This is a genomic window from uncultured Tateyamaria sp. (genome assembly GCF_947487805.1).
Lineage (GTDB): Bacteria > Pseudomonadota > Alphaproteobacteria > Rhodobacterales > Rhodobacteraceae > Tateyamaria.
The window spans coordinates 166,716-188,430 of the sequence record NZ_CANKXW010000009.1 but is presented as its reverse complement, the minus strand read 5'-3'; the positions used below and the strand labels follow the sequence as shown (position 1 = coordinate 188,430).

Annotated in this window: 23 protein-coding genes and 1 riboswitch; of the genes, 7 read left to right on the top strand and 16 right to left on the bottom strand. The window is 63.9% G+C overall.

Features of this window, described 5'->3' with window-relative positions; genetic code table 11:
• Positions 1-41 precede the first annotated feature (41 nt).
• Positions 42-1,205, top strand: coding sequence for an alpha-hydroxy acid oxidase (locus tag Q0949_RS18675; protein ID WP_299375977.1), 1,164 nt, complete (start codon positions 42-44; stop codon positions 1,203-1,205).
• Positions 1,206-1,287: 82 nt separating this feature from the next.
• Here Q0949_RS18675 and Q0949_RS18670 read toward each other — a convergent pair whose 3' ends face one another.
• A complete protein-coding gene (locus Q0949_RS18670; RefSeq protein ID WP_299375974.1) occupies positions 1,288-2,487 on the bottom strand; it encodes an MFS transporter in 1,200 nt (399 codons plus the stop codon).
• A 97-nt stretch (positions 2,488-2,584) separates the two neighbouring features.
• Between Q0949_RS18670 and Q0949_RS18665 the strand changes: the two genes are divergently transcribed.
• Positions 2,585-3,229: a 50S ribosomal protein L25/general stress protein Ctc gene (locus tag Q0949_RS18665; protein WP_299375971.1), complete on the top strand. Its 645-nt coding sequence runs from the start codon at positions 2,585-2,587 to the stop codon at positions 3,227-3,229.
• Positions 3,230-3,300: 71 nt separating this feature from the next.
• Here Q0949_RS18665 and Q0949_RS18660 read toward each other — a convergent pair whose 3' ends face one another.
• Complete coding sequence (locus Q0949_RS18660; protein WP_299375969.1) at positions 3,301-4,203, bottom strand: hypothetical protein; 903 nt, start codon at positions 4,201-4,203, stop codon at positions 3,301-3,303.
• A 200-nt stretch (positions 4,204-4,403) separates the two neighbouring features.
• Between Q0949_RS18660 and pth the strand changes: the two genes are divergently transcribed.
• Genes pth through Q0949_RS18640 form a run of 4 tightly spaced genes read left to right on the top strand, consistent with a single transcriptional unit; the run spans position 4,404 to position 7,713 of the window.
• A complete protein-coding gene (pth, locus tag Q0949_RS18655) occupies positions 4,404-5,078 on the top strand; it encodes an aminoacyl-tRNA hydrolase (protein ID WP_299375967.1) in 675 nt (224 codons plus the stop codon).
• On the top strand, positions 5,075-6,115 hold the full coding sequence (locus tag Q0949_RS18650; RefSeq protein WP_299375964.1) for a DUF2332 family protein: 1,041 nt from the start codon (positions 5,075-5,077) through the stop codon (positions 6,113-6,115). Before pth ends, Q0949_RS18650 begins: the two co-directional genes overlap by 4 nt.
• A 52-nt stretch (positions 6,116-6,167) precedes the next feature.
• Complete coding sequence (locus Q0949_RS18645) at positions 6,168-7,337, top strand: serine hydrolase (protein WP_299375961.1); 1,170 nt, start codon at positions 6,168-6,170, stop codon at positions 7,335-7,337.
• 4 nt (positions 7,338-7,341) lie between these two features.
• On the top strand, positions 7,342-7,713 hold the full coding sequence (locus Q0949_RS18640) for a DUF2237 domain-containing protein (RefSeq protein WP_299375958.1): 372 nt from the start codon (positions 7,342-7,344) through the stop codon (positions 7,711-7,713).
• Here Q0949_RS18640 and trpB read toward each other — a convergent pair whose 3' ends face one another.
• From trpB to rpsA, 6 genes are all read right to left on the bottom strand, one after another.
• Positions 7,714-8,961, bottom strand: coding sequence for a tryptophan synthase subunit beta (gene trpB, locus Q0949_RS18635; RefSeq protein WP_299375955.1), 1,248 nt, complete (start codon positions 8,959-8,961; stop codon positions 7,714-7,716).
• A gap of 14 nt (positions 8,962-8,975) precedes the next feature.
• Positions 8,976-9,422: a GNAT family N-acetyltransferase gene (locus Q0949_RS18630; protein WP_299375952.1), complete on the bottom strand. Its 447-nt coding sequence runs from the start codon at positions 9,420-9,422 to the stop codon at positions 8,976-8,978.
• Complete coding sequence (locus Q0949_RS18625; protein ID WP_299375950.1) at positions 9,422-10,066, bottom strand: phosphoribosylanthranilate isomerase; 645 nt, start codon at positions 10,064-10,066, stop codon at positions 9,422-9,424. The genes Q0949_RS18630 and Q0949_RS18625 overlap by 1 nt, the downstream gene beginning before the upstream one ends.
• A gap of 9 nt (positions 10,067-10,075) precedes the next feature.
• Positions 10,076-10,426 carry a LapA family protein gene (locus Q0949_RS18620; protein WP_299375947.1) on the bottom strand — a complete coding sequence of 117 codons (351 nt, stop codon included), beginning with the start codon at positions 10,424-10,426 and terminating at the stop codon, positions 10,076-10,078.
• Entirely contained in the window at positions 10,426-10,710 is a 285-nt protein-coding gene (ihfB, locus tag Q0949_RS18615) for an integration host factor subunit beta (RefSeq protein WP_299375944.1), read from the bottom strand. Before ihfB ends, Q0949_RS18620 begins: the two co-directional genes overlap by 1 nt.
• Before the next feature lie 316 nt (positions 10,711-11,026).
• Positions 11,027-12,703: a 30S ribosomal protein S1 gene (rpsA, locus tag Q0949_RS18610; RefSeq protein ID WP_299375941.1), complete on the bottom strand. Its 1,677-nt coding sequence runs from the start codon at positions 12,701-12,703 to the stop codon at positions 11,027-11,029.
• Positions 12,704-13,225: 522 nt separating this feature from the next.
• Between rpsA and Q0949_RS18605 the strand changes: the two genes are divergently transcribed.
• On the top strand, positions 13,226-14,557 hold the full coding sequence (locus tag Q0949_RS18605) for an aspartate aminotransferase family protein (RefSeq protein ID WP_299375939.1): 1,332 nt from the start codon (positions 13,226-13,228) through the stop codon (positions 14,555-14,557).
• Positions 14,558-14,615: 58 nt separating this feature from the next.
• On the opposite strand, the gene Q0949_RS18600 is transcribed toward Q0949_RS18605, so the two are convergent.
• From Q0949_RS18600 to Q0949_RS18565, 8 genes are all read right to left on the bottom strand, one after another.
• Positions 14,616-15,167 carry a hypothetical protein gene (locus tag Q0949_RS18600; RefSeq protein ID WP_299375936.1) on the bottom strand — a complete coding sequence of 184 codons (552 nt, stop codon included), beginning with the start codon at positions 15,165-15,167 and terminating at the stop codon, positions 14,616-14,618.
• A 104-nt stretch (positions 15,168-15,271) separates the two neighbouring features.
• On the bottom strand, positions 15,272-16,453 hold the full coding sequence (gene metK, locus Q0949_RS18595; RefSeq protein ID WP_299375933.1) for a methionine adenosyltransferase: 1,182 nt from the start codon (positions 16,451-16,453) through the stop codon (positions 15,272-15,274).
• Positions 16,454-16,456: 3 nt separating this feature from the next.
• A riboswitch (SAM-SAH riboswitch) is annotated at positions 16,457-16,506 on the bottom strand.
• A 9-nt stretch (positions 16,507-16,515) separates the two neighbouring features.
• Positions 16,516-18,060, bottom strand: a complete 1,545-nt coding sequence (gene lnt / locus Q0949_RS18590; RefSeq protein WP_299375930.1) for an apolipoprotein N-acyltransferase — start codon at positions 18,058-18,060, stop codon at positions 16,516-16,518.
• Positions 18,057-18,944 (bottom strand): hemolysin family protein, encoded by an 888-nt coding sequence (locus tag Q0949_RS18585; RefSeq protein ID WP_299375928.1) that lies wholly within the window; start codon positions 18,942-18,944, stop codon positions 18,057-18,059. Before Q0949_RS18585 ends, lnt begins: the two co-directional genes overlap by 4 nt.
• Positions 18,945-18,985: 41 nt before the next feature.
• Positions 18,986-19,474, bottom strand: coding sequence for an rRNA maturation RNase YbeY (ybeY, locus tag Q0949_RS18580; protein WP_299376050.1), 489 nt, complete (start codon positions 19,472-19,474; stop codon positions 18,986-18,988).
• Positions 19,475-19,532: 58 nt separating this feature from the next.
• A complete protein-coding gene (locus tag Q0949_RS18575) occupies positions 19,533-20,525 on the bottom strand; it encodes a PhoH family protein (protein ID WP_299375926.1) in 993 nt (330 codons plus the stop codon).
• 147 nt (positions 20,526-20,672) lie between these two features.
• Entirely contained in the window at positions 20,673-20,975 is a 303-nt protein-coding gene (locus Q0949_RS18570; RefSeq protein ID WP_299375924.1) for a hypothetical protein, read from the bottom strand.
• 12 nt (positions 20,976-20,987) lie between these two features.
• The gene (locus Q0949_RS18565; protein ID WP_299376047.1) at positions 20,988-21,506 is read right to left on the bottom strand and encodes an OmpA family protein; all 519 of its coding nucleotides are present in this window, start codon (positions 21,504-21,506) and stop codon (positions 20,988-20,990) included.
• Positions 21,507-21,715 lie beyond the last annotated feature (209 nt).

Genomic DNA, 21,715 nt, shown 5'->3' with positions numbered 1-21,715 from the left:
CAAATTGGTAACTAAACCTGACCAATATACGAGGTAAGCCCGTGCCCACCATCACCACCATCGACGATCTCAAGCGCATCTACGCCCGGCGCGTGCCCCGCATGTTCTACGATTACTGCGAATCCGGCAGCTGGACCGAGCAGACATTCCGCGACAACAGCTCGGATTTCGATGACATCCGCCTGCGCCAGCGCGTGGCCGTGGACATGACCGGGCGCAGCACGGCAAGCCAGATGATCGGGCAGGATGTGGCGATGCCCGTGGCGCTGGCCCCCGTGGGTCTGACGGGCATGCAACACGCCGACGGCGAGATGAAGGCCGCGCGGGCCGCCGAAAAGTTCGGCGTGCCCTTCACCCTGTCGACCATGTCGATCAACTCGATCGAGGACGTGGCCGGTTTCACCGACGCGCCCTTCTGGTTCCAGCTCTATACGATGAAGGATGAGGATTTCGTCTCCCGCCTGATCCAGCGGGCCAAGGATGCGAACTGTTCCGCGCTGGTCATCACGCTGGATTTGCAGATCCTTGGCCAGCGGCACAAGGACATCAAGAACGGGTTGTCCGCCCCGCCCAAGATGACCCCCAAGACCATCGCGAACCTGGCCACCAAATGGGGCTGGGGGATCGAAATGCTGTCCGCCAAGCGGCGCGAGTTCGGCAACATCGTCGGTCACGTGCACGGCGTGTCCGACATGTCGCAACTGGGCGCGTGGACGGCAGAACAGTTCGATCCATCACTGGATTGGAACAAGGTGGCCAAGCTGAAAGAGGCATGGGGCGGGAAGGTGATCCTCAAGGGGATCCTTGATGCTGAGGACGCCAAGATGGCGCTGAAGGTCGGGGCGGATGCGATCATCGTGTCGAACCACGGCGGGCGGCAGCTGGATGGGGCGCTGTCGTCGATCCGTGCGCTGCCTGCGATCCTGGACGCGGTGGGTGATCAGGTTGAGGTGCATCTGGATGGCGGCATCCGGTCCGGTCAGGACGTGTTGAAAGCAGTCGCGATGGGCGCCAAGGGCACCTATATCGGGCGCGCTTTCATTTACGGACTGGGGGCCATGGGCCAGCAGGGTGTGACCGAGGCGCTGAACGTGATCCACAAGGAGCTGGACACGACCATGGCCTTGTGCGGCGAGACGCAGGTGGCGGATCTGGGCCGGCACAACCTGTTGGTGCCCGAAGGGTTCGAGGGCCGCTGGCAATAGGGATTTCGCCGCAGTGTCCTGCGGCGACCGCCCGGGGGCGCGGCCCCCGGACCCCCGAGGTATTTGTCGCGAAAGGAAGGGGTCAGCGGCGCGCCAGCATGCCTGACCAGAGTGGCAGGAGCCCTGCGGCCACGACGAACATGGCCGCGGCAATTACATAGAAGGACACGCGCAGGCCGAAAAGCTCGGCCACGAACCCCATGACCACTGGCCCGAGGAAAAAGGCGGCATAGCCCAGAGCGGCGGCCTGGCTGATGGCGGCAAGGCGGTGTTTGGGGCGCACGGCCTGACCCACGAGGCCCAGCGCCAGCGGGCCCACCACCGAGACGCCCAGGCCCCCGAGCAGAAAGCCGACATAGGCGGTGGTCAGGCCCGGCGCGGCCCCGGCCAGCGCCAGACCGCATCCTGCCAGGCAAGAGGCCAGCACCATCACGCGGAAGGGCGGCCAGCCAGCGCCGAACATATGTGCGCCCAGCCGACCGATGGCCATGCCCGTGGCCAGCAACGCCGGGCCCAGCGCGCCTTCGGCCGGGCCGCCGCCCAGTGTGCGTTCGACATGCAGAGCCGACCAGCCCTCGGAGGCGGCCTCGCCCAGAAAGGCCGACAGCACCACGAGGCCACCCACCCAGACCAGTGCCCGCGGCATGCCCGCCGCATCCTGCGCGTCATCCGGATCAGGCGCGCGGGTGGGCAGCAGCATCCAGGGCGTCAGGACCGCCACGGCGATCCCCATCGCGCCAAAGACCGCCACAGGCCCGAACCCGCCTTCGCGCGCCGCCCCCACCAGCACTGCCGCCACCGCATAGGCCACGGAGAAAAGGCCGTGGTTGAGGTTCATCAGGCTGCGGCCCGTCTCTGCCTCTGCCTCGCTCACCTCGGCATTGGCCAGCACATCCGCCACGCCAGAGCCACCGGCGGCCAGAAACAGCGCCACGCCGATGGCCAGCGGCGTGTGCGCCGCACCGGCCAGCACAAAGCCCGCCACCATGGCCATAGCCCCCACGATCAGCGCCCAGCGCCCCACCAGCCGAAAGACCAGCGGCGCCAGCCACATCGCCATCAGCGCCCCCGTCGACCCAATCAGTACAAGCGTGCCCCAGGCCCCGTCGCTCACGCCCACCTGGCCCTTGATCACCGGCATCTGCGCCGAAAACGCAGCCCAGCCAAAGCCCACCACGACAAAGCCCGCAAGTGCGCGGCGGGACGCAAAAAGATCGCTGAATATCCGCATGCGCCAGCGGTGACACGCATGCCGCATCCGGTCCAGTGCAAAACCACGCATTTTCCGGCTTTTCACGCGGGCCGAACCGGTCTATAGCGCGCACTTCACGCGGGGTGACAGCCTTGGAGGCACCCTGCCCTAACTTTGGAGAATTACGATGGCTGGAGAGATTCCTGATCTCGAAGCCCTGGAACGTACGGGGACAGGCAAGGGCGCCGCTCGTCAGGCCCGCCGCGACGGCATGGTTCCAGGGATTGTTTTTGGTGGCGACACGGATCCGCTGCCGATCAATCTGCCCTTTAACAAACTGTTCAAGATGCTGAAGGCCGGTCGCTTCAAGTCGACGCTCTTCAACATGAAAGTCGACGGCCACGACGACGTCCGCGTCATCTGCCGCGACGTGCAGCGCGATGTGGTCAAGGACCTGCCCACACACGTGGATTTCATGCGCCTGCGCCGCACCACCAAGATCAACCTGTTCATCGGCGTTGACGTGGAAGGTGAAGAGGTGTCTCCCGGCCTGAAAAAGGGCGGCGTGCTGAGCCTCGTGCGTCCCGAGGTGGAACTGGTCGTGACGGCCGGTGACATCCCCGAAAGCATCACCATCGACGTGTCCGAGGCCGAGGTTGGCGACAGCATCACCATCTCTTCGGTGAACCTGCCCGCAGGGTCGAAGCCCACGATCGACCGCGACTTTGTGATCGCGACCATTTCTGCACCGTCGGGCCTGCGCTCTTCTGAAAGCGAAGAGAGCGACGCCGAAGGCGAAGAAGCGGCAACCGAGGCGGGCGGCGAGGAATAAATCCTTCCCCCCGGTACGAATGCAAAGGCCGCCCCGGATCGGGGCGGCCTTTTTTCATGTCTCTACGCGGATCAGCCCAGGCACTGGGTGGTGATGTCGTAGGTAAAGAATATGCGGGATTTCCTGTTCGACGACTGCCCCTTGACCAGGAAATCGAAATTGCCGGTCGTGGTGGCGGGCGCGTGGTCGCAGGCCACCTTGTGATGCCTGTGTGCGGACCCATAGTCGTCCCGCGATGTCCAATCCAGCTCGGTCGCGTCTCCGAACACCTCGATCTCGGGCGTCTGGCCGCAACAGCCAACCGAATAGACCGTGTGGCTCAGGTTGAAATGGCGATGCCATTCATCCGGTTCGTCCTTGCGCCGGATCTTGATCCGGTAGTCCTTGGGCAGAATATTATGTGTCTGACCCGCAAAGCGCATGCCAAAGTTGAAGTCCCACTTGTAGCCCGCGGGCTTCTTGTCCTCGTCCTTGTGTTCCAGCAATCGCAACGTCACGGTGATCGCACAGACGGGCGGACTGGTCTCACCCAACCAGTGCTGCAAGCCGGCTTCATCGCTGAAATTGATCTCGAAGTCCTTGCGGAACCGGCGCAGATTGCCGCCCCCATCGCACATCAGCACGCTCACGCCATCCAGCTTGTACTGGTCATCGTTCACACTGGTGGACTCTGCCGTCTCCTTGCGCAGATAAACAAACTCCACATCCTCCAGCCGGATCGGGTTCAGGAGCGGATCGTTTACCCCCAATCCGGTGCTGTATTGCACCTGCACATCGCTGTCCGTCGGGCAGCAGGACGTGCCCAGTGCAAGCGTGATTTCAAGATCGTCAACGTTCAGATCAATCGCGCCATTGAGGCGGAATTCACGCCCCCCCTGCTTGGAATACACACCCAGAAACAAGGCGTCCCTGGTGGGTGACCACCAATCCGACGCCGTATCAAGCTGCACTTTGATGCCAGTAATATTTGCCATAGTTAAAAAAGCCTTTTGATAAAGAAGGCCAGCATAGGCGCACCCGCTACCGTGGGTAGTGGGGAAATCCAGACCTCGCGCCGTATCGTGCAACCGGATAGCTGCGCGCGACCGCGGCGCGCGGGCGGACCATCTGGGTGTCTGGACCGTGCCGCCGCAAATCCCTATGCTGCGCCGCAACATTTCAAAAGAGTGCACCCATGAAACTGATCGTTGGCCTTGGCAATCCGGGCGCGAAATACGCGCGCAACCGTCACAATATCGGCTTCATGGCGCTGGACGAAATCGCCGCCGATCACGGCTTTCCGGCGTGGAAGTCCAAGCATCAGGGTGTCGTGTCCGAGGGGCGCTTCGGCTCTGACCGCGCGGTGCTGCTCAAGCCCGAGACCTTCATGAACAAATCCGGCGACAGTGTCGGCGCGGCCATGCGGTTTTACAAACTGGACGCGGGCGACGTCATCGTCCTGCACGACGAGATCGACCTCGCCCCCGGCAAGGTGCGCTGGAAAATGGGTGGCGGCCATGCGGGCCACAACGGGTTGCGTTCGATCCACGCGCATATCGGCGCGGACTATGCCCGTGTGCGGTTGGGCGTGGGCCACCCGGGCCACAAGGACGCCGTGCCGGGCTATGTGCTGCGCGATTTTCCCAAGGCCGATGCCGGGTGGCTTGATGATGTGCTGCGCGGCTGTGCGGACGGTGCACCGCATCTGGCGCGCGGCGACGGGCCGAAATTCATGAACGCCGTCGCCCTGCGGGTCGCACCCCCACGCTCGGGCACCGGCGCCAAGGCCCCGACCCCGGCCAAGGTGGCCGACACACCACCCGCTGACACACGCTCGGCCATGCAAAAGCTGATGGACAAGTTCAAATGACCCTGACCACCGCCTTTCGCGACCAGGCAGGCACCTGCGCGCGCATGGGCTCGCCCCTGATGGGGCGCGTCCTGACCATTCTCGCCGACACTTGGGACTCCACAAGCAGGCTGGGCCGCAGCATGGCGGACTATACGGGCGATATCGGACCCGCGGGCCATTCGCTGCCCCTGCGCATCGCAGGCGGGCTGCACGCGCTGGTGCTGCGCGCCGACGATCCGGACCTGATGGCCGCCTACCCGCCCCATGACACGGATGATGCAACACTTGAGCACGCCGTCCTAAATGCCCTGAAAACTCACGAGGATTTCCTGCTCGACTGGACAACAAGCCCGCCCCAGACAAACGAAGTCCGCCGCAGCGCCGCGCTGATTGCCATGGCCCGCACCGCCTGCGCGCATTTTGACCGGCCTATCGTGCTGTCCGAACTGGGCGCAAGCGGCGGGCTGAACCTGATGTGGGACAAGTTCGCCCTCGACACCGGCACGCAGATCCACGGCCCCGACAGCCCCGCCCTGACGCTGACGCCGGACTGGACCGGCCTGCAGCCGCCCGAAAACAATCCACAGGTTGTGGATAGATCAGGTGTCGACCTCAACCCGTTGAATCCAAACGATACGGACGATCTTTTGCGGCTCACCGCATATCTCTGGGCGGATCAACCCCACCGACTGGACCTGACCCGCGCCGCCGCCGCCGTGATGCAGGCCACCGTCGAAAAAGGCGATGCAATCAACTGGTTGGCGCAGCGCCTTGATGCAGCCCCCGCAGGGCACATGCACATGATCCAGCACACCGTCGCGTGGCAGTATTTTCCCGCCGATGCGCAGGCCCGCGGCACCGCCCTGATCGAGGCGGCAGGCGCGCGCGCCACGGCCCGGACACCCCTCGCCTGGATGCAGATGGAAACCGATGGCGACACGACCGGCGCAGTCGGGGCCGCCCTGACCCTGCGGCTCTGGCCCGGTGACCTGACCCTCCACCTTGGCCGCGCCGACTTCCACGGCCGCTGGATCAACTGGACGGGCACCCCTTAACCCTTGCCCCCGCCTGTTCTATGATCGGACCACCGCCAACGGGGGATAACACATGCGTCTTGTTCTGAAATGGCTGCTGCGTATCGGCTTGATGTTGATAATCGCCGCTGTTCTGGTTGGATTCTGGAAGCGGGATGAGATCACCCGCCTGCTCGCCGTGAACTCCCTTTTTGATGCAGATCGCATCGTGTCGAATTTCTCCAACATGGACGGCGCATTCCTCCACAGGGATATCCCCAAGGGCGCAGGTGCGGTCAGCCCCCTGCCCCGGGGCCCAGACCTGACCATGCCTGCGGGCTACGACACATGGGTCACCGATCGCAGCGTCACCTCGACCCTCGTGCTCAAGGACGGCCAGATCGTGCACGAGGCCTATTACCAGGGCACCGGCTCCGACGACCAAAGGATCAGCTGGTCCATCGCCAAAAGCTACCTCTCGGCCCTCTTCGGCATCCTGGTGGCCGAGGGTGCGATCACATCACTGGATGCCCCCGTCACCGACTACGTGCCCACGCTCAAAGGCAGCGCCTATGACGGCGCGACCATCCGCAATGTGCTGCAAATGTCGAGCGGGATCACATTCGACGAGGACTATCTCGATCCTTCCAGCGATATCAACAGGATGGGGCGCATCCTTGCCCTTGGCGGCAGGATGGACGACTTTGCCGCAGGCCTCACCGAGAGTACGACCGAACCGGGGGTGGAATGGAAATACACCTCCATCGACACCCATATCGTCGGCATGGTCGCCCGCGCCGCCACGGGCCGCGACATCCCCGACCTGATGGCCGAAAAACTGATTGAACCCATGGGGTTGGAGCACACACCCTACTACATCACCGACGGTGTGGGCGTGGCATTCGTGCTGGGCGGGCTGAACTTCAGCACCCGTGACTATGCCCGTTTCGGCCAGATGATCCTGCAAAACGGGTCATGGCAGGGTCAACAGATCGTGCCAGCCGACTGGATCGCCGCTTCGACCGCGCCCAGTGCGCGCACCAAGCCGGGCAAGATCGGCTATGGCTATCAATGGTGGATCCCGGTGGGCGCGACTGCGGGCCAATTCATGGGCCGTGGCATTTACGGCCAGTACCTCTATATCGATCAACAGGCGGGTGTTGTCATCGTAACCACCGGTGCCGACCGCAAGTTCCGGGAAAGCGGTGTGAACGAACGCAATATCAACATGTTCCGCGACATCGTTGATGCAACCAAAGGATAAACGGATGGAGCCGGACGACAGCATCAACGTGTTGGGCAACCCGCTGGCGGTCTGCGGCACCGACCCCGTGACCGGGTTTTTCCGCGACGGCCACTGCAACACCTGTGCCGCCGATCAGGGCAGCCACACGGTCTGCGCCGTGATGACGGCCGAGTTTCTGGCGTTTTCCAAATATGTGGGCAACGACCTCAGCACCCCCCGCCCCGAGTTCCGCTTTGCCGGTCTCAAACCGGGCGACAGCTGGTGCCTCTGCGCCTCACGCTTTCTTCAGGCCCATGACGAAGGCTGCGCGCCGCAAGTCAACCTCGCCGCCACGCACCAGCGGGCACTGGAGATCGTGTCGCTCGAAGTGCTGCGGACACACGCGGCCACCTGATTACTCGACGTTGCGCCCTTCTGGACCCGACATGTCGAATTCCAGCGCGCGTGCGACGGTAAAGATGTCCTTGTCACCCCGCCCGCACATGTTCATGCAGATGATGTGATCGGATGGCAGCTCGGGCGCGATCTTCATCACGTGGGCCAGCGCGTGGCTCGGTTCCAGCGCGGGGATGATCCCTTCGAGCGTACAGCACAGCTGGAAGGCCTCCAGCGCCTCGCGGTCGGTGATGGACACATATTCGGCCCGGCCAATGTCATGCAGCCACGCATGTTCCGGCCCGATGCCGGGATAATCCAGCCCCGCCGAGATCGAGAACCCCTCGAGGATCTGCCCGTCATCGTCCTGCAACAGATACGTCCGGTTGCCATGCAGCACGCCGGGACGCCCGCCGGTCAGGGACGCGCAATGTTCCATCTTGTCATTCACACCCTTGCCGCCGGCTTCCACGCCGATGATGCCGACCTCTTTGTCGTCGAGGAAGGGAAAGAAAAGGCCCATCGCGTTCGACCCACCGCCGATGGCGGCGATCACCGTGTCGGGGAAACGGCCCTCGGCCTCCATCATCTGTTCGCGGACTTCCTTGCCGATGATGCTCTGGAAATCGCGCACCATGGCCGGATAGGGATGCGGCCCGGCCACCGTGCCGATGCAATAGAACGTATCACGCACGTTGGTCACCCAGTCGCGCAGCGCGTCGTTCATCGCGTCCTTCAGCGTGCCGCGGCCGGACGTCACCGGGATCACCTCGGCACCCAAGAGCTTCATCCGGAACACGTTGGGGGCCTGACGCTCCACATCATGCGCACCCATGTAAACCACGCATTTCAAACCGAATTTCGCGCAGACCGTGGCTGTGGCCACACCGTGCTGCCCTGCCCCGGTCTCGGCAATGATCCGCGTCTTGCCCATGCGCCGCGCCAGGATGATCTGCCCCAGCACGTTGTTGATCTTGTGCGCGCCGGTGTGGTTCAGCTCGTCGCGCTTCATATAGATCTTGGCACCGCCCAGATGCTCGGTGAGGCGCTCGGCGTGGTAAAGCGGGCTGGGACGGCCGACATAATGCTTCCACAGGAAATCCATCTCGGCCCAGAAACTGTCGTCGGTCTTGGCCTTTTCGTACTCTTCCTCAAGGCTCAGGATCAGCGGCATCAGCGTCTCGGACACGAACCGCCCGCCGAAATCGCCAAACCGGCCATTCTCGTCAGGCCCAGTCATGAAAGAGTTGAAAAGATCGTTTGCCATCTCGGCCTCCGCGTTCAGGTCAGATCGCGTTTATACCCGATGTGCGAAGGGGTAAAGCCAAGGCGCTGGTAGAACCGTGCCGTATCGGTGCGACTTTTGTTCATGGTCAGCTGCAACAGGGTGCATCCCGCCGCCCGCGCCCGCGCTTCGGCGTCCGCGATCATCAGCGCGCCGATGCCCTGCCCCCGCAAATCGCTGGCCACACGCACGGTTTCAACCTGCGCCCGCCGGGCCGCGCGCAGCGACAGGCCAGAGATGAACGTGATCTGATAGGTCGCAATCACGCGCGCCTCACGGACACCCACGATCACATGGTTGTTGCCCTCGGCCACCATCGCCCGGAACGCATCGACATAATGCCCAAGGTCCTGCCCCTCTCGGGTCGCACCCAGTGCGTCGTCCTGCATCAATGTCAGAATGTCCGGAACATCCGCTTCGGTGGCTGTGCGAAACGCAACCATCAGATCGCCTTGACCGTATCCAAAAAGGCGTGGATCAAACCACTGTCCTTCTGACCCGGCGCGGTCTCGACGGCGCTGCTCAGGTCCACCTGACGCGCGCCTGTGACGCGCACCGCCTCGGCCACGTTGTCCCGGCTCAGCCCCCCGGCCAGCATCCACGGCACCGGCCAACGCCGCCCCGCAATCAGCGTCCAGTCAAAGGTCGCGCCATTGCCGCCGGGCAGATCGGCCCCTTTGGGCGGCTTGGCATCGACAAGGATCTGATCGGCCACGCGCGCATAGGCGTCCAGCTTGGGCAGATCCTCCGGCCCCGCGACCCCCACCGCCTTCATCACCGGCAGGCCGTAACGGGCCTTGACCTCGGCCACGCGCTCCGGGGGCTCGGATCCGTGCAGTTGCAGGATGTCCAGCGGCACCTGCGCCACCAGTTCATCCAGAAACGCATCACCCGCGTCGACCACCAGCGCAACCTTGGCCACGCCCTCGGGCACTTCCAGCGCCAGCGCACGCGCGGTGTTCAGCGACACGTTGCGCGGGGACTTGGGAAAGAACACAAACCCGACATAGCGCGCGCCCGCGGCCACGGCGGCGGCCACGTGCTCAGCGTGGCTGAGGCCACAGATCTTGACGGAAACGTCAGGCATGACAGTGGCTTAGCTGGCTTCGTCCAAAAGCGCCAGAACCTCGTCCTGACCTTCGTGCTTTTCGGATTTCATGCGCTTGACCTCGCGCTCCAGCCGCCGGACCTCGCGGGCGTTGCGCGCGTTCTCGGCGCGGATCGCATGTTCGCGCAGCCATTCCCACACGAACCCGATCAGCAGGCCCGCGACAATACCGCCAAAGATCACGACAAACAGCGGCAATTCGATCGACGGGGCCACGGCAAACATGCCCGCCACCTCGGTCGGCAGCAGGTTGAGCGTGACCATGCCACGGTTTGCAAGGGCCACGGCAATCAGGGCAATCGCAAATACGGCGATACAGGCGTAACGGATATAACGCATCAGGCTTTCCCGTTCAGACGATCACGCAACAGCTTGCCGGTCTTGAAAAACGGCACGTGCTTTTCCTCGACATCGACGGTTTCACCGGTGCGCGGGTTGCGGCCAACACGCGCGTCACGCTTCTTGACCGAGAACGCGCCAAAGCCGCGCAGTTCCACCCGGTCGCCCCGCGCCATGGCCCCCGTCACCTCATCAAAGATGGTGTTCACGATCCGCTCCACATCGCGTTGATAGAGATGCGGATTCTCGTCGGCGATCTTTTGGATCAGCTCTGACCGGATCATGATGTTTCCCCCCGAATGGATGCAGGCAAGTGGTCGCCGCGTTTGGCAATCCTGACGGTGACTATAGGAACTTAAATGCCACTCGTGAATAGGAAGCCTTTGGTCTAAGCGGGTTTTTACGAGTTGCGGACGCGGCTCACGCGGAAAAATTGCCCCAATTGTCGGCGGTTGCCAGTCAAGCGAGTACAACCCAAGGTCGAGGCATCCCATTCACGTCCCCGTGATTCGGGGCCACCGTGAACGGCAGTGCGGACGAAAAAAGGGGGCCTTTCGGCCCCCTTTCGCAATGTCGTGTCGTGGGTTTGATCCCCCGGACTTATTCGTCGCCTTTCAGCGCCGCACCGAGGATATCGCCCAGCGATGCACCGCTGTCGGACGAACCGTACTGTTCCACGGCCTCTTTCTCTTCGGCGATTTCGCGCGCCTTGATCGAGACGCCCAGACGACGTGTCTTGCTGTCGATGTTGGTGATGCGGACATCAACCTTGTCACCGACCGAGAAACGCTCGGGGCGCTGTTCGGCACGGTCGCGGCTCAGGTCGGAGCGGCGGATGAAGGACTTCATGCCTTCGTATTCCACTTCGACGCCGCCATCTTCGATGGCTGTCACTTCGACGGTCACGATCGAGCCGCGCTTCACGCCGCCCACGGCTTCGGCAAACTTGTCGCCGCCAACCGCCTTGATCGAGAGCGAGATACGCTCTTTCTCGACGTCCACTTCGGACACAACCGCGTGGACCATGTCGCCCTTGCGGTAATCCTGGATGGCTTCCTCGCCGCGCTGGTCCCAGCTGAGGTCGGAGAGGTGCACCATGCCGTCGATGTCGCCGTCGAGGCCAACGAACAGACCGAACTCGGTGATGTTCTTGACTTCGCCTTCGACTTCCGTGCCCTCGGGGTGTGTTTCTGCAAACACTTCCCACGGGTTGCGCATGGTCTGTTTCAGGCCGAGAGACACGCGGCGCTTGGCACCGTCGATTTCCAGAACCATGACTTCGACTTCCTGGCTGGTCGAAACGATCTTGCCGGGATGCACGTTCTTCTTGGTCCAGGACATTTCGGAGACGTGGACCAGACCTTCGACACCGGGCTCCAGCTCAACAAAAGCACCGTAGTCCGTGATGTTGGTCACGCGGCCTGTGTGTGTGGATTCCAGCGGGTATTTCGCGGCCACCAGATCCCATGGATCTTCTTGCAGCTGTTTCATACCCAGCGAGATGCGGTGCGTCTCTTTGTTGATCTTGATCACCTGCACCTTGATCGTCTCACCGATGGTGAGGATCTCGGACGGGTGGTTCACGCGGCGCCATGCCATGTCGGTGACGTGCAGCAGGCCGTCGACGCCGCCCAGGTCAACAAACGCACCGTATTCGGTGATGTTCTTGACCACGCCGTCGACTGTCTGACCTTCGGTCAGGTTGCCGATAACCTCGGCGCGCTGTTCGGCGCGGGATTCTTCGAGGATTGCGCGACGCGACACAACGATGTTGCCCCGGCGACGGTCCATTTTCAGAATCTGGAACGGCTGTTTCAGACCCATCAGCGGGCCCGCGTCGCGCACGGGGCGGACGTCAACCTGAGAGCCGGGCAGGAACGCAACAGCGCCGCCCAGATCAACGGTAAAGCCACCTTTGACACGGCCAAAGATCGCGCCTTCGACGCGCGCTTCGCCAGCGTAGGCGGTTTCCAGACGATCCCATGCTTCTTCGCGGCGGGCCATCTCGCGGGAGATGACGGCTTCGCCACGGGCGTTCTCGGCGGAGCGCAGGAAGACTTCGACTTCGTCGCCGACTTCGACTTTGGGGGCTTCACCGGGTTCTGCGAACTCTTTGAGCTCGACGCGGCCTTCCATCTTGTAGCCTACGTCGATGATGGCTTGTCCGGCTTCGATTGCCAGAACCTTGCCTTTGACAACGGACCCTTCTTCGGGTGTGTCCATTTCGAAGCTTTCTTGCAGGAGGGCTTCGAATTCCTCCATCAATTTATCAGCCATGTGGCGTGCGTTTCCTAACTATGTTCGGTTTTTCGGGCCGTGCGGTTGTCTCCGCCGGTCTTGATGGGTTTCGTTGGTCAGGCGCAAACCAAAACAAAGAGGGCCGGAAGAAACCGACCCTGCTCATCTCGATGTCTTGTGGCGTTTACACCTTGGCGACGTGCGGGCATATAGCGGGTGTTGGCGCAAAGGGCAAGGGTGCGGCGACATCGCGCGCATCTGTCCCCGCGGGGACAGCCGGTGCGGTGGGTTCACGCGATCTCAAACAGTGCCGGACTGTGGCGCGATCTCAAGGGGTTGGGCCTGCGCACGGTCCGGTAGCGGATGTTAACCCGCCCTCCGCTAGGCTGCTGCCCGACGGCGGGCGGCGCCCCGGTCGCACCATGCCCTTGTCGGCAATGGGCCGCGCAGCAAGGCCCGCGCCGCCCGGCCTGTCACGGTTGTTGTCGCACACGCGCCCATCATGGTTCATTGGTGGCGTAGATGAATCACCCCGTATTCAAAGGCCGGAACGGAACCACCATGAGCCATGTTTTTTACCGCGACCTCACAGCGACCCTGCCCGTTATTGCAGGGGCCGAGGGTAACTACCTGATCGACGATCACGGCCACCGGTACCTTGATGCCTGCGGCGGCGCGGCGGTGTCCTGTCTGGGGCATGACCACCCCGTGGTGCGTGACGCGATCAAGGCGCAGGTGGACAGGCTGGCCTTTGCCCATACCGGCGCGTTCACCAACCAGCCCGCCGAGGATCTGGCGGATTGTCTGATTGCTGCCGCGCCCAGCGGCACCGGCGCGGGCCGCGTGATGTTTCTGGGCAGCGGGTCCGAAGCGATGGAGGCCGCGCTGAAGCTCGCGCGGCAGTATTTCGTCGAGCGTGGCATGTCCACGCGGTCGCGCATCATTGCCCGCAAGCCCAGCTATCACGGCAATACGCTTGGCGCGCTGGCGACGGGCGGTCACGCAGGCCGCCGCGCGCCGTTTGCACCACTGCTGATGGATGTCAGCCACATTGATGCGGCCTATGCCTACCGGATGCAGAAGGATGGCGAGGACGAGGCGGCGTTTGCGCGGCGCATGGCCGACTTGCTGGAGGCGGAGATCCTGCGCCTTGGGCCCGAGACGGTCATGGCCTTTGTCGCCGAGCCTGTCGTGGGCGCGTCGCTGGGCACGCAGCCGGCCCCGGCGGGGTATTTCAAGCGCATTCGCGAGATCTGCGATACCTACGGGGTTCTTTATATCGCGGATGAGGTGATGTGCGGCATGGGCCGGACCGGCACCACATTTGCGCTGGAACAGGAGGGGATTGCCGCCGACATCACCACGACGGCCAAGGGGCTGGGCGCAGGATATCAGCCCATCGCCGCCGTGATCGCCTCGGAACGGGTGGTGCAGGCCGTGCAGGAGGGCAGCGGGCGGTTGTGGAACGGGCACACCTATATGAGCCACGCCATTGCCACCGCCGGCGCGCTGGCCGTGCAGCACGTGATCCGCGACGAGAACCTGCTGGAGAATGTGAAGGCACGGGGCAAGCAACTGGAAGACGGGCTGCGTGCCACCTTTGGTCAGCACGCCCATGTGGGCGACATTCGCGGACGCGGCCTGTTCTGGACCATCGAGGTGGTCGCGGACCGGGCCAGCAAGGCACCGTTCCCGGTGGCAGACGGTATCGCCCAGAAGATCGGTGCGGCGGCGATGGCGCGCGGCATGATGACCTATCCGAGCCAGGGTTGTGCCGATGGCACCCTTGGCGATCACGTGCTGTTGGCCCCGTCCTATACATCCTCGTCTGCCGAGATCGATCTGATCGTCGACACGTTGCACGCCGCCGTTATGGACGTGCTGGAGGGGTGACGCATGGCGCGGCTGCGCGCTGTTTCGGGCGCAGCCGCCCGCGTGAGGTGCGGGGCCCTCAGATCTCTTCGCCGCGTTCCTGCAATTCCTTGAGCAGGTCCTCGTAGATCCCGTTGCTGTCACCCCCGCCAAAGGTGACGGCACCACCGGAATAGGTTTGCCCATAGGTGCGCGCGACGTTGATCGTCTGGATGAAGGCCGACAGAAGCTGGTCCTTTTGCAGCGGGCTGAGCGGGTGGATGAACACGCCCCAGAGCCGCCCCTGCGCCACGGCATAGCGCGCATCGAGGGCGGTGTCGAAATTGGCCTGCATCAGGCGCATGAGTTCCGCGCTGCTGAGCCCGTCCGCCGAGCGGATCGGCACCATGGCGCGCATCCGGTCCGCGCCAGGATCGGCCACAACGACGAGCGGGATATCGTCGATGGTGAACTGGATCATGTTGCCCGCCGGGCGCGCATCGGGGTCAATCGCGCGGATGATCTGAGCCATGCGCAACATGGTCATCGGCGGCTCGGCCTCGGCGGGCGTTTCAGCGTCCTGTGCGAGGGTCAGGGTGGCCGTGAGGCACAGCGCCAGAAGCGGGGTCAGGAGGGTCGTGAGGCGGGACATGGGCAAACCTTTCATCAGATGGATGAAAGGCTAGGCCAGCCCGCGCTCAATTTCCAAGCACCGTTTGGTGATCGGGCGGGCCGCGCCGGGGCGCGGCCGCGTCGTTACAGGCCGGATTTCAGCGCGTCGGCCAGATCCGTGCGTTCCCATGAGAACCCGCCATCGGCATCGGGCGCGCGGCCAAAGTGGCCGTAGGCCGCGGTGCGCTGGTACACGGGTTTGTTCAGTTGCAGGTGTTCGCGGATACCGCGCGGCGTGAGGTCCATGGCGCGGGCCACGGCGGTCTCGATGGCCGCGTCGGCGACCTGACCGGTGCCGAAGGTGTCGCAGTAGATCGACAGCGGTTTGGACACGCCGATGGCATAGCTGAGCTGGATCGTGCATTTGTCCGCGAGACCCGCCGCCACGACGTTCTTGGCCAGATAGCGCGCGGCATAGGCGGCCGAACGGTCCACCTTGGTCGGGTCCTTGCCCGAGAACGCGCCGCCGCCGTGGGGGGCCGCGCCGCCATAGGTGTCCACGATGATTTTGCGCCCCGTGAGGCCCGCATCCCCGTCAGGGCCGCCGATCACGAACTTGCCGGTTGGGTTCACGTGCCATTCGGTTTCATCGGTCAGCCAGCCATCGGGCAATACTTCGGTGATGTAGGGGGCGACCATGGCGCGGATGTCTTCGCTGGTCAGGCTTTCGTCGAGGTGCTGGGTCGACAGCACGAGGCTGCTGACGCCGACGGGTTTGCCGTCGCGGTAGATCACCGAGAGCTGCGATTTGGCGTCGGGGCCAAGGGCGGGTTCGGTGCCGTCCTTGCGGACCTCGGCCAGGCGGCGGAGGATCGCGTGGGCGTACTGGATCGGCGCGGGCATGAGTGCGGGGGTTTCGTTGGTGGCATAGCCGAACATGATGCCCTGATCGCCTGCGCCCTCGTCCTTGTCCGCCGCGGCATCGACCCCTTGGGCGATGTGGGCGGACTGTTCGTGCAGCAGGTTGGTGATCTCGCAGGTGTTCCAGTGGAACTTGTCCTGTTCGTAACCGATATCCTTGATGCAGGCGCGGGCGATCTCGTCGATGCGGCCCATGTAGTCGTGCAGCTTGTCCTGATCGCTCAGACCGACCTCACCGCCGATGACGACGCGGTTGGTGGTGGCAAAGGTTTCGCAGGCGACGCGGGCTTCGGGTTCTTCGGCGAGGAAAGCGTCGAGGACGGCGTCTGAAATGCGGTCGCAGACCTTGTCAGGGTGACCCTCGGAGACGGATTCCGAGGTAAAGGTGTAATTGTTGCGGGACATGAGCGCTCCATTGAAATGAACCCCGTCACGTCAGGAAGCCGTTGTAACAGGTCTGGACGCACTTACGCGTCGTGTGTGCCCGCGTCAATGGTTCGCGTACGGCGCGTCCGGGCCCGATGCAACACCGCCGCAATCAGCCCGGCCAGCACCACAAACACCCAGGGCAGATCCCCGGTGCGCGCATAGAGCGTGGGCGCGGCCGCCGCAGGCAGGCCCGCATCGAGATATCCGGCGGTGTTCAGCGCAAGCGAGGCGGTGATGCGCCCCTTTGGGTCGATCACGGCGGAGATACCGGTATTGGCCGCGCGGATCAGCGGCAGACCCTGTTCGATGGCGCGCATCCGGGCCTGGGCCAGGTGCTGTTGCGGGCCGGACCGCATGCCGAACCACGCGTCATTGGTCAGCTGCATCAGGAAATCGGGCCGCGTGGCCGCACCGCCCACGTCATGGGCGAACACGGCCTCGTAGCAGATCAGCGGCAGCGCGGTGCCCAGCGCACCGAGGTCCAGCACACGCGGCCCCGGCCCGCTTTGATAGCCGCTGTCGGCCCGGTCGGCCAGCGCGCGGATGCCGAGGCTGCGGAAAAGGCCCGGCAGCGGCATGTATTCGCCAAAGGGCACGAGGTGGTGCTTGTCATAGCTTTGGATCACCTGTCCCGCGGCATCCAGAACGACCATGCCGTTATAGTAGCCGCGGTCGTCCGAGCGCTGGATCCCCAGCGCCACGGGCGCGCCGCGTGCTGCCTGCGCAATCGCGTCAAAGGCGGGCTGGGCGTATTCCTGCAAATAGGGCAGCGCGGTTTCGGGCCAGACGATCAGGTCGGGCACCGTGTCCCCTGCCCCTGTAAAGTCGATCTGGCGGTTGACGAAAACGGGGATCTTTTCGGGATCCCATTTTTCGTGCTGCGGTGCGTTGGGCTGGATCAGGCGGACGGTGTGGTCGGTGAGCGAGGGTGTCTCCACGCCGATGGGTCGTATCAGGAACAGTGCCGCCACGGCGACAACCCCGCCCATCAACATGCGAAGCCGCACCGCGCCGGGAAATTGCGCATTTGGATAGGTGAACCCCAAGGCGATTGCCCCCAGCAGACCAAGCGTCAACCCATGTGGACCCAGCCACGCAAGCCCCTGCCCCAGTCGCAGATCCACCAACGCCTGTGGCAGCATCGCCCAGGGAAAGCCGGTGAAGACGTAGGCGCGCAGCAACTCGGCACCAGCCCATGCGACGGCCAGCATCCAGGGCCGTCCCCCGGCCCAGCGGGCAAAGGACATAGCCGCAGCCCAGAATGCACCCAACAACAGCGCCAGCAGAACCACGGCAAAGGGGGCCATCCACCCGGTTTCCGCCGCATCCACCTGAAACGGTTCGGTGATCCACGACAGGGTCAGGCCGAAATAGCCAAAGCCCAGTGCCCAGCCGAAGGCCAGCGCGCCGCGCGGCGTGCGGGCCATGTGGAGAAAGACAAAGCCCGCGATCATCGGCACCACGATGGCCACGGGCAGATCATAGGGTGGGTGGCCCAGCGCGCCGCAGGCCCCGGCGAGGGCCGCAAGGATCGCCACGCCCCAGGCCGGCAGCGCCGCTGCTGGCGCGGCGGTTTGGGTCATTCCGCGGCGTCCCGCCCGTGCAGGCGCACGCGCACCCGCTTGATGCGGCGCGGATCGGCGTCGATCACCTCGAATTCCGGGCCGTCGGGATGCGGCACGACCTCGCCCCGCGCGGGCACCTTGCCGGCAAGCATCACGACCAGACCGCCCAGCGTGTCGATTTCCTCTTCGTCCACGTCGGCGTGGGTGGTGAGGGACAGCCCGGTTTCGGCCTCGAATTCCTCGAGCGGGGTCTTGGCCAGCGCCAGATAGCAGCCGGTTTTCTCAAGCGTGAAGAGCACGCCTTCGTCCACGTCATGTTCGTCCTCGATCTCGCCCACGACCTGTTCGATCAGGTCCTCGATGGTCACTAGGCCGTCGACGCCGCCATATTCGTCGATCACGAGGGCCATGTGGCGGCGTTCTGTCTGCATCTTGGTCAGGAGCACGCCGATGGTCATCGACGGCGGCACAAAGAGCAGCGGGCGCAATTGCGCGTGCACGTCAAAGGCGGCGCCGCCCCCGTTGAAGCCGTGGTGCAGCGCGATGTCCTTGAGGTGGGCAAAGCCGATGGGGGTGTCGAGCGTGCCTTCGAAGACGGGCAGCCGGGTCAGGCCGCTGTCCTTGAAGACGGCGACCAGTTCATCGAGCGTCACCGTGTCGGGCACGGCGGTGATGTCGGCCTTGGGCACGGCGACATCCTCGACCCGCATGCGGCGCAGGTTGATCATGCCGTGGCTTTGGGGACGCGGGCTGGGGCTGTCGGGGGGGGATTCGGGTGCCTCGGACGGGCTGAGCGCGCCAATCACGCGCGAGAAGAATCCGTTGCCAGTTGTCGGTTCGGTCGTGTCATTGTCTGACTGCGCGCGGTGCGCTGCGCCAGACGATCCGTCGTTTTCGCCCATTTGCTCCTGTCCAGTTCCTGCGGGATCGATCGTCGATGGGGCTAATATGGGTCAGCGATGCCCAGTTTGCCAAGTATTTTGACCTCGAGCGCCTCCATGCGCGTGGCGTCGCGGTCACGGATGTGGTCATAGCCCAGCAAATGTAAAGTTCCATGCACAATCAGATGCGTCACATGGTCCGACATGGATTTGCCCTGTGCGGCGGCCTCGGCCGCGCAGGTGTCATAGGCGATGGCGATGTCACCCAGCGCCAGCGCGCCGCCCGGATCCGGGGTGGGCGCGCGGGGGGACGCGCCGTCCGCGTCGGGGCTCAGGTCCTCTTCGGGCCAGCTGAGCACGTTGGTGGGCGTGGGTTTGTCGCGGAAATCGGCATTGAGCGCCGCGATGCGGGCGTCGTCGCAGGCCAGCAGGGACAGTTCGGCATGATCTATCCCGCAGGCGGCGAGCGTGGCGTCGATGGCCGCACGCGCAGTGACATCAAGAGCTTGCCAGCGGGGGTCTTCGATCAGGATGTCGATATCGTGTGGTATCTGTCTGAACCGGGGGCCTGCCCCCGGACCCCCGGCATATTTCTGGAACAATGAAGGATCAGGACGGTGTTGTGTCGGCCTCGTAGGCTTCGATGATGGCGGCCACAAGGGGGTGGCGGACGACATCCCTGGAGGTGAAGTAGTTGAAGCTGATCTTGGGCACGGATTTGAGCAGACGTTCGGCATCGGCCAGCCCCGAGGGCACGCCGCGCGGCAGGTCGATCTGGGTGCGGTCGCCGGTGATGACCATGCGAGAGCCTTCGCCGAGGCGGGTCAGGAACATCTTCATCTGCATGGTGGTGGCGTTCTGTGCCTCGTCGAGCACCACGAAGGCGCGGCTGAGCGTGCGGCCGCGCATGAAGGCAAGCGGCGCGATTTCGATGGTCTTTTCCTCTTTCAGCTTGGCCAGTTGCTTGCCCGGCAGGAAGTCGTTGAGCGCGTCATAGAGCGGCTGCATGTAGGGGTCGACCTTTTCCTCCTGGGTGCCGGGCAGGAAGCCAAGCCGTTCGCCCGCCTCGACCGCGGGGCGGCAGAGGATGATACGGTCGACATGGCCGGAAATGAACATGGACACGCCGACGGCGACGGCAAGGTAGGTCTTGCCCGTGCCTGCGGGGCCGATGCCGAAGGCCATTTCGTTGTCAAAGAGCGACTGCACATAGGCCTTCTGCGCATCCGTCCGGGGCTCGACCAGTTTCTTGCGGGTCTTGATCTCGATCCGGTTGCCCACGGGCATTTCGAGCTGATCCCCGGCCTGGGTGCCGGTGTCTTCTTCGGAGCCGCCCATGCGCAACTCGCGGTCGACATCGGCGGGTTCGACCTCCTTGCCCGTCTCGAGCCGCAGGTAGAGCGCGTTGAGCACGTCGCTGGCGCGTTTCTGGGCGTCGTCCTCGCCGAGGATCGCCAGCACGTTGCCGCGGCGGATGATCTGGACCTCGAGCGCGGCCTCGATCGCGGTCAGGTGGCTGTCATAGGGGCCGCAGAGATCGATCAGCAGCCGGTTGTCGGGGAATTCCAGAACCACTTCTTTGGGCGGTTGGTCTAGGGTCAAATCCTGCTCCGTGTGTCTTTGGGTTGCGCAAGCGTTGCAAGTTCCCGGAGGGGGTGCAACGGGGGACGGGCCATTTTCATCGAATTGAAACAAAAAAGGCCGGAGCGTCGGGAACGCTCCGGCCTTTGAAATGCGCGGTGCACCGGGTCAGTTCGGGTCACGTACGGTCGAGCCGCCTTTGAAGTCGCCCACGGTCTGTGTGGGTGGTGCGACGCCGGAGCAGACGGGCTTGCCGTATTTGTCGAGGCGGGCCGACAGGTAGCCTTCGACGCCGTCGTCGATGATCCAGTGGTCGCAGCCATTGGGATCGACCCAGATGCCGGCCTGAAGCTGGCTGAGGTCCTTGCGGTCAAAGCCGCGGTCGACTGTCTTGTCCGGCGGATAGCCATCGCCACAGGCGGCGACACCCAGACCGGCGATCAGAAGCGGGACAAATTTCAACTTGGTCATGAGAGGTGCCCCTTACTGAATGCAGATGATTTCGACACGGCGGTTCTTGGCCATGCCTTGCGCGGTGTTGTTCGATGCCGCGGGCAGGCGTTCGCCATAGCCGCGCACGTCCGCGATGTTTGCACCCGATTGCTGCGCAATGGCCGCGACAGCGTTGGCACGGTTCAGCGACAGACGCAGGTTATAGGCGTCGCTGGCGCGGCTGTCGGTGTGGCCCGTGATGATGAAGGCCTGAGCGGTCGAGTTCTGGAAGAACTGCGCCAGGCGCTGCTTGCCCGCCGGGTGGATGCGGAAGCTGTCGGTCTTGAAGAACTGATCCGACTGCATCACGCCGCACAGGTTGCCGCGGCGGCAGACCGGGATCCCCTTGCGGTTGGTGTGCGGTGTCATATAGCCCTCGGCACCGTCATCCATGACCCAGTGTTCACAGCCGTCCGGGTCCACCCAGATGGTCGGAATGTACTGGCCCTGGTCGCGGCCCTGTTGCGACCGCGTCTGGCCAAAGGCCTGTGCGGATACATCGGACGCCATCAACGATGTCAGCGCCACCGCGGTGGCAGCCGCAGTTGTCAAAAGTCTGTTCACTGTTCGGGAAAACAAATTCGCCACAGCTCTGTCCCTTTTATTGTTAGTCCCCCGCAAAAGCCCACGTGCAGACGTCCCAGGTGGACGGGCTTTTACCCTTATGGAAGAAACCGTAGGGAAATTTTAACCGTCTGTGAACCCGTAATTACCAGATA

Bases quoted from the DNA above. Each gene is read 5' to 3' on its own strand.
- Q0949_RS18670 (WP_299375974.1), bottom strand. From the start codon at position 2,487: ATGCGTGGTTTTGCACTGGACCGGATGCGGCATGCGTGTCACCGCTGG.
- Q0949_RS18665 (WP_299375971.1), top strand. From the start codon at position 2,585: ATGGCTGGAGAGATTCCTGATCTCGAAGCCCTGGAACGTACGGGGACA.
- Q0949_RS18660 (WP_299375969.1), bottom strand. From the start codon at position 4,203: ATGGCAAATATTACTGGCATCAAAGTGCAGCTTGATACGGCGTCGGAT.
- pth (WP_299375967.1), top strand. From the start codon at position 4,404: ATGAAACTGATCGTTGGCCTTGGCAATCCGGGCGCGAAATACGCGCGC.
- Q0949_RS18650 (WP_299375964.1), top strand. From the start codon at position 5,075: ATGACCCTGACCACCGCCTTTCGCGACCAGGCAGGCACCTGCGCGCGC.
- Q0949_RS18645 (WP_299375961.1), top strand. From the start codon at position 6,168: ATGCGTCTTGTTCTGAAATGGCTGCTGCGTATCGGCTTGATGTTGATA.
- Q0949_RS18640 (WP_299375958.1), top strand. From the start codon at position 7,342: ATGGAGCCGGACGACAGCATCAACGTGTTGGGCAACCCGCTGGCGGTC.
- trpB (WP_299375955.1), bottom strand. From the start codon at position 8,961: ATGGCAAACGATCTTTTCAACTCTTTCATGACTGGGCCTGACGAGAAT.
- Q0949_RS18630 (WP_299375952.1), bottom strand. From the start codon at position 9,422: ATGGTTGCGTTTCGCACAGCCACCGAAGCGGATGTTCCGGACATTCTG.
- Q0949_RS18625 (WP_299375950.1), bottom strand. From the start codon at position 10,066: ATGCCTGACGTTTCCGTCAAGATCTGTGGCCTCAGCCACGCTGAGCAC.
- Q0949_RS18620 (WP_299375947.1), bottom strand. From the start codon at position 10,426: ATGCGTTATATCCGTTACGCCTGTATCGCCGTATTTGCGATTGCCCTG.
- ihfB (WP_299375944.1), bottom strand. From the start codon at position 10,710: ATGATCCGGTCAGAGCTGATCCAAAAGATCGCCGACGAGAATCCGCAT.
- rpsA (WP_299375941.1), bottom strand. From the start codon at position 12,703: ATGGCTGATAAATTGATGGAGGAATTCGAAGCCCTCCTGCAAGAAAGC.
- Q0949_RS18605 (WP_299375939.1), top strand. From the start codon at position 13,226: ATGAGCCATGTTTTTTACCGCGACCTCACAGCGACCCTGCCCGTTATT.
- Q0949_RS18600 (WP_299375936.1), bottom strand. From the start codon at position 15,167: ATGTCCCGCCTCACGACCCTCCTGACCCCGCTTCTGGCGCTGTGCCTC.
- metK (WP_299375933.1), bottom strand. From the start codon at position 16,453: ATGTCCCGCAACAATTACACCTTTACCTCGGAATCCGTCTCCGAGGGT.
- lnt (WP_299375930.1), bottom strand. From the start codon at position 18,060: ATGACCCAAACCGCCGCGCCAGCAGCGGCGCTGCCGGCCTGGGGCGTG.
- Q0949_RS18585 (WP_299375928.1), bottom strand. From the start codon at position 18,944: ATGGGCGAAAACGACGGATCGTCTGGCGCAGCGCACCGCGCGCAGTCA.
- Q0949_RS18570 (WP_299375924.1), bottom strand. From the start codon at position 20,975: ATGACCAAGTTGAAATTTGTCCCGCTTCTGATCGCCGGTCTGGGTGTC.
- Q0949_RS18565 (WP_299376047.1), bottom strand. From the start codon at position 21,506: ATGGCGTCCGATGTATCCGCACAGGCCTTTGGCCAGACGCGGTCGCAA.